5 protein-coding genes are annotated in these 6,458 nt (G+C 38.7%); 3 read left to right on the forward strand and 2 right to left on the reverse strand.

All coding sequences use genetic code 11. From position 1 onward, the window contains the following. Positions 1–204 precede the first annotated feature (204 nt). On the reverse strand, positions 205–363 hold the full coding sequence (locus tag FG383_RS21025) for a hypothetical protein (RefSeq protein ID WP_185907985.1): 159 nt from the start codon (positions 361–363) through the stop codon (positions 205–207). A 457-nt stretch (positions 364–820) separates the two neighbouring features. On the opposite strand from FG383_RS21025, the gene FG383_RS16690 reads away from it, so the two are divergent. Together FG383_RS16690 and FG383_RS16695 are read left to right on the forward strand one after the other, a co-directional pair. Continuing rightward, positions 821–2,215, forward strand: coding sequence for an FAD-binding oxidoreductase (locus tag FG383_RS16690; protein ID WP_142608530.1), 1,395 nt, complete (start codon positions 821–823; stop codon positions 2,213–2,215). Positions 2,216–2,217: 2 nt separating this feature from the next. After that, positions 2,218–3,198: a bile acid:sodium symporter family protein gene (locus tag FG383_RS16695; RefSeq protein ID WP_142608531.1), complete on the forward strand. Its 981-nt coding sequence runs from the start codon at positions 2,218–2,220 to the stop codon at positions 3,196–3,198. Positions 3,199–3,385: 187 nt separating this feature from the next. Here the strand turns inward: FG383_RS16695 and argF are convergent, their stop codons facing one another. Beyond that, positions 3,386–4,351 (reverse strand): ornithine carbamoyltransferase, encoded by a 966-nt coding sequence (gene argF / locus FG383_RS16700; RefSeq protein ID WP_142608532.1) that lies wholly within the window; start codon positions 4,349–4,351, stop codon positions 3,386–3,388. A 380-nt stretch (positions 4,352–4,731) separates the two neighbouring features. On the opposite strand from argF, the gene FG383_RS16705 reads away from it, so the two are divergent. Beyond that, on the forward strand, positions 4,732–6,207 hold the full coding sequence (locus tag FG383_RS16705; RefSeq protein WP_142608533.1) for an amidase: 1,476 nt from the start codon (positions 4,732–4,734) through the stop codon (positions 6,205–6,207). The last annotated feature ends 251 nt before the right edge of the window (positions 6,208–6,458 follow it).

Below are 6,458 nucleotides of genomic sequence, written 5' to 3' on the forward strand. Positions count from 1 at the left end.
TTAAAATAATCATTATTGTCAATTTTTTTTAGAGATGATGGCCCTTACAATCAGTTAGTGCTTATCCCACATACATAAAAGGTAAAACCCACTATTTTCAATGGTTACATGCACCTTTTTCTTCAATCTATAAGACTTTATTAGAATAAATTTTTATAGTTAAATATAATAACTAAATAAAATTTATGGAAGTATTGCATAAATTTAATCTCTAGATTTATTTTCAACTGATAAGTTATCTGTTTTTCTAGACAAAGTTAATTTGTTGTTCAAATTGTTTAGTTCATCCATATCTCTAATATTTCCCACGCAGGCAATGTAATTTCCCTGCTCATCAAATACAGGATTAGCCGTTACTAACATTTCTTTTTGATTCTCTTACTTTAATACCCTACTTATAGGTTTACGCTTAGCATAAACCAGTTCTACAACATTGCTTTAGAATACTGATATGCTGATTCAAAACGATGGCAGAGCAAAACACAGAAACAGTAAAATTCATGAAAAGTAAACTTGTACAAGACTTCACAACAGATATTCATAATATAATTTTGGATCACTTTGAGAAGCAATCCCTGCTTTAATGCATAAATCTCCTTAACTACATGCACAGGCATATCTTTGGAAAGGTAGCTTGCTTGTCAGAGAAGAACATTAGCACTATTAATATCTCAATAATTAAAAATGATGTAGATTGTGGAAAAATTCACAAAGTTTCAATTGCAATTTGTCGAATTGTCTGTATAATAACTCTATTGGAATTAAATGAAAAATTCCAATAAAAACATATACTGATATTTTAATAAAGAGGCGAAATAAAATGAATGTATCAACAGAACAAGTAGTAGAAACATTAAAAGATTTTTTAGACGAAAGCCAAGTATCTGTCAATCAGACAATAAGAGAGCTTCATGGTAAAGATGAATCTTATCATGATGTCAGTCTTCCTGATATTGTAGTATTTCCTAAAACAGCTGAAGAAGTTAGCAGTATTATGAAAATAGCGAATAGATTACAAGTTGCTGTTGTACCATTTGGTCGAGGGTCAAGCTTAGAAGGACATGTTATCCCTTACGATAATGGAATTACCATCAACTTTTCATTGATGGATAAAATTTTAGAAGTTCGTGAAAATGACTTACTTGTAAAAGTTCAGCCAGGTGTAACAAGAACACAACTAAATAAAGAATTGAAGAAGTATGGACTTTTCTTTTCTGTAGATCCAGGAGCAGACGCTACTTTAGGTGGTATGGCTGCTACAAACGCAAGCGGAACTACTACCGTAAAATACGGCGTGATGCGAGATCAAGTGCGTGATTTAGAAGTAGTACTTGCGGATGGTACGATTATACATACGGGGAATTTAGCTGCCAAATCAGCATCAGGTTATCATTTGAATGGACTTTTCGTAGGTTCGGAAGGAACACTTGGTTGTTTCACAGAATTGACGTTAAAAGTATATGGTATTCCAGAGTTTACAACAGCGGCAAGAGCGGTATTCCCTACTGTAAAAAATGCGGTAGAGGCCGTTACATCTATTTTACAAGCTGGAATTCCAATCGCACGAGTAGAGTTGGTAGATGAAAGCTCCATACGACAAGTAAATCGATTTAGCGAAACGAATTATGCAGAAAAACCTACTCTATTCTTGGAATTCGATGGCAACGAAGCGGGCTTACAACAAGATGTAGAGTTTTCAAAAGAAATAATGGAAGATCACGGTTGTGAGGAAATCCAATTCGAAACGGATAACACAGCTCGTACAAAACTTTGGGATGCAAGACATAATCTAGCTTACGCCTATATTCACGGGAATGTAGGTAAAAAAATGATGGTTACCGATGTTTGCGTACCTATTTCCGAACTCGCAGACGCTGTCATTTATGCTAGAACCGAGCTAGATGCAATTGGCCTTATCGGAGGAGTTTTAGGGCATGTTGGAGATGGTAACTTCCATGCATTAGTAATGATTGATATGAATAACTCGGAAGAAGTTGCAAGAGCAGATGCATTCAACGAAAAAATTGTTCGATATGCACTGGAGCGTGACGGTACTTGTACTGGGGAACATGGCGTCGGTATTGGAAAACAAAAATACCAAGCCGCTGAGCATGGCGCAGCATTACAAGTAATGGAAAAAATTAAAGTCGCGCTTGATCCAAACAATATTTTAAATCCGAATAAAATTGTAAAAATAGAAAGCTTAGGTGAATAACATTGAAAGTTTTAGAATCTATCAGTAATTTCGCAGGAAAGTATTTTGCATTTTTAGTAGTCGCAGTTGCTGTAATCGCATTTTTAATCCCGGATACATTCCTACCATTTGGAAAATATATTACTATTTTACTTGGGGTTGTTATGTTCGGGATGGGCCTTACGCTCAAAGCAGTTGACTTTAAACTGATTTTAACTCACCCAAAACCTGTTATTATCGGAGTTTTAGCCCAGTTTATGATTATGCCTTTAACTGCATTTTCCATTGCTTACCTTTTACAATTGCCAAGTGAATTAGCTGCGGGTCTTGTTCTTCTAGGATCTGTACCTGGGGGAACTGCTTCCAACGTAATGGTGTACTTAGCAAAAGGAAATGTTCCATTATCAATAACAATGACATCTTTCTCTACAATACTAGCACCACTTTTAACACCATTATTACTACTTTTACTAGCAGGACAATGGATGCCAGTAGATGCGGCAAAAATGTTCATGTCCATCATTCAAGTAATAATTATTCCAATCATTCTTGGATTACTTGTGAAGAAGTTATTACCGAATATTGTAGAAAAAAGTTTGAATATTGTTCCGCTTATTTCGGTTTTAGCAATCATTACAATCGTATCTGCGGTAGTTGCAGGTAACGTAAATAATATTGCTTCTGCTGGTTTGTTAGTGTTTGTAGGAGTATTTTTGCATAATGGGGCAGGCTTACTTTTAGGTTTCTATGCAGCAAAATTAATGGGACTTTCGGAATTAGACCGTCGTGCTATTTCTATAGAAGTAGGCATGCAAAACTCTGGGTTAGGTGTCGCACTAGCAACAGCTCATTTAGGACCTTTAGCTGCTCTTCCAAGTGCACTTGGTGCAGTTTGGCATAATATTTCTGGTCCAATTTTAGCTACTTATTGGTCAAAACGCCCAGTAAAAGACAGTGTCGAAACTAAAACAACCAAAACACATAGTAAAATTTCAAAAGCTTAATCATTTACGAAGGATCTATCTGTTGGATAGGTCCTTTTCTTTTATAGTAAAAAATAATAAAGAGTGATTCAGCGTCTCCCGAATCACTCTTCCTATGTAGCGATGAAGCCATCCATCTTGACGATCGACATCGCATGTGTATAATACAGATTGCTAGGCAAACCCTGCCTTCACATTCTGTTGCTCATCAAGCCATCAGTGATGCAAGCACTGCTTTTTGTGCATGCAGGCGATTTTCAGCTTGTTGGAAAATATATGAGTTTGGACCATCAATAACAGAAGTAGCTACTTCTTCTTCGCGATGAGCAGGCAAACAATGCAAGAACATATAATCGCTCTTTGCATTTGCTACAAGTGCATCATTGATCTGGAACTGTTTAAAGTCTGCTAAACGTTTTTTCGCTTCCTCTTCCTGCCCCATAGATGTCCACACATCTGTGTATATAACATCCGCATTCACAGCAGCTTCTATTGGATCATTCGACACGAATAACGAACCACCATTTTGTAAAGCAATTGCCTTCGCTTTTTCGATAATTTGTTCATCCGCTTCGTAGCCTTCTGGAGTCGCAACGGCAATATGCATTCCCATATTTGCAGCAGCGATAACTAATGAGTGAGCGACATTATTGCCATCACCGATATAGGCAATTTTCAAACCTTTCGTGTACCCCTTCACTTCATGAATAGTTAAAATGTCCGCAAGCGCTTGGCAAGGATGATAAATATCCGTTAAACCGTTAATCACAGGAATAGTCGCATGTTCCGCTAACTCTTTCACCATTTCATGTGAATTTGCACGAATCATAATTCCATCTAAATATCCGGATAATACATGCCCCGTATCGTAAACCGATTCCCCTCGACCGATTTGTAAATCACGTGCATGCATAAACATACCATTTCCGCCTAATTGTTTCATACCTACTTCAAATGAAATTCTTGTACGAGTCGAATGTTTTTCAAAAATCATTCCTAATGTTTTCCCAGCTAAAAGGGGGGGACATTTCCCTGCCTTTGTTAACTTTTTCAAATCAACTGCAAGGTCAATTAAATCTTCTATTTCCTCTTTTGAGTAATCAAAAAGCGTCAATAAGTCTTTTCCTTTTAAACTATCCACAATTTTTAAATTCGCCCATTCTAATAATTTCATTTATAAAAACTCCCCTTCGTGTATATTTATGTAACACTTATTATAGGTATGAATAAACATAAAGTCAACTGAATTTTTATACATTGACAATGAAATTTTATTCGATTCTTCACCTGCTAAAAAGTAAACGACTTAAAGTTGTAAGTTTCTATAAATAAAACCCTTTACATATTGTAACGAAATATTGTAAATGTTTAATCAAATTGTCTAGTGCAAAACAGAATGAACTCATGTAGGTTATAAATAATCACCCTTGTACTAATTGAAACTTCAATAGAAGTAAATACAGTTTTCGATTATTATTTGGGAAATATTAAGCAATTATCAAAATCAGATTACAAAAATATTTAATCCGAACGAATTGGAAGGAGTGAGTCTTCGTGAAATTAGTTATGAACTGGAAAGAATGGACTAACCTTGATGCCATCGGTCTCTCCGAATTGATACGACAGAAGCAAATTACCTCGCAAGAAGTAGCCCAACAAGTTAACCTTGCAATCGACGCTATAAATCCTGAGATCAATGGCATTATTGAGGTCTTTGATGATGTGATCAATGATCCTACAAAAGATGGAACGAACCTTGATGGAATTTTCGCAGGAGTACCATTTTTGATGAAGGATTTAGGACCCACTGTCAAAGGACGTCTACAGGAAATGGGTTCCCTCTTAATGCGTGGAAATCGTCCTACAACAGATAGCTTTCTGACCAAGCGAATTCGCCAAGCAGGTCTTAATATCATTGGACGGACGACAACACCAGAGTTCGGGCTCTGCAGCTCAGCTGAGAATCCAGCAGTATATGTTACTCGAAATCCTTGGAATGTTGATTATACAACTTGCGGTTCTTCTGCCGGTACGGCAGCTGCTGTTGCAGCTGGCATTATTCCCATTTCACACGGAACCGATGGTGGTGGCTCCATTCGAATTCCTGCAGGTGTAAACGGCAACATTGGTCTAAAACCGTCCCGTGGAGTATTTTCAGTAGCCCCCTACAGTTCGGACCTGATGGGTGCCGTCTCTGCTCAAGGTTGTCTCTCCCGTACCATACGTGACACGGCTGCTTTTGTGGACAGTTGTAGAGGTGGAGCACCAGGCGAGTTCATGCCATATTGGTTGCCATCGCAGCCTTACTCTGAACTCATCCGACGGGATCCAGGAAGACTTCGTATTGCCGTTTCACATGAGTGGGGCGATTACCGGGCCAATCCACATATTGTTGCTGAATTGAAGCGGGCGGCTAGCTTCCTCGAGACACTTGGCCACCATGTCGAGTGGATAATCCCAGACATTGACTTCCGTGCCGCCTACGATGCGCAAACCAATTGCTATATCATGAATTTTTCACAAGTGATTTCGGGTCTATTGGAGCAAAAAGGTTTGGAACGACCACCTGCTGATCTTATTGAACCTATGTGCATTCGGGTCTGGGAAGAAGGCCGTGACGCTCCTTATAGAGAGCGCGCCAAGATGCAGAAGGCGTTCAATGATATTTCTCGCAGTTTAGGCTCCTTCTTTGAAGACTGGGATATCATCCTTACTCCGACAATAGCCCTACCCACACCAAAGATTGGAACAACGGAGTATCTAACTATTAGCGATAATACCTCCGTATCTGACTGGTTCGAAAACCTTTGGCGCATATTCTCTTATACTTCGATCGCCAACCTAGGTGGTCTACCTGGGATTTCGTTGCCAATGGCTGAGCTAGAAAACGGGCTGCCACTTGGAATTCAAGCACTTACTCGACAAGGAGATGACGGATTGCTTCTGCAACTGGGAGCTCAAATCGAGCGAGCACTTAATGGAAAATGGAACAGCGGACGACGACCTACAGTTCACGTATCGTCGATTTAATTAGTGCGTAAAGTTATAGTTACTATCTAAACTTTATACAGAATTTCAATAGAAAAAGAACAGATGGGTCTCCATCTGTTCTTTCTTCTTGTGTGCCAGGCATGGCAACTATCTAGGTGGTGAAAGTCCACTGTGGGGGTACACATCGACCAACCACTAAGGAAGCGCAAGGTACTTATCGTGAGGTAAGGGCTGGAGGAAGCGTGGAATAAAATCTTGGCTCGACGAACAGAAATCTGATACTAAGGCTC

This window comes from Psychrobacillus soli (genome assembly GCF_006861775.1).
GTDB lineage: Bacteria > Bacillota > Bacilli > Bacillales_A > Planococcaceae > Psychrobacillus > Psychrobacillus soli.

Coding starts and splice junctions, on each gene's coding strand:
- FG383_RS21025 (WP_185907985.1), bottom strand. CDS start 363: ATGTTAGTAACGGCTAATCCTGTATTTGATGAGCAGGGAAATTACATT.
- argF (WP_142608532.1), bottom strand. CDS start 4,351: ATGAAATTATTAGAATGGGCGAATTTAAAAATTGTGGATAGTTTAAAA.
- FG383_RS16690 (WP_142608530.1), top strand. CDS start 821: ATGAATGTATCAACAGAACAAGTAGTAGAAACATTAAAAGATTTTTTA.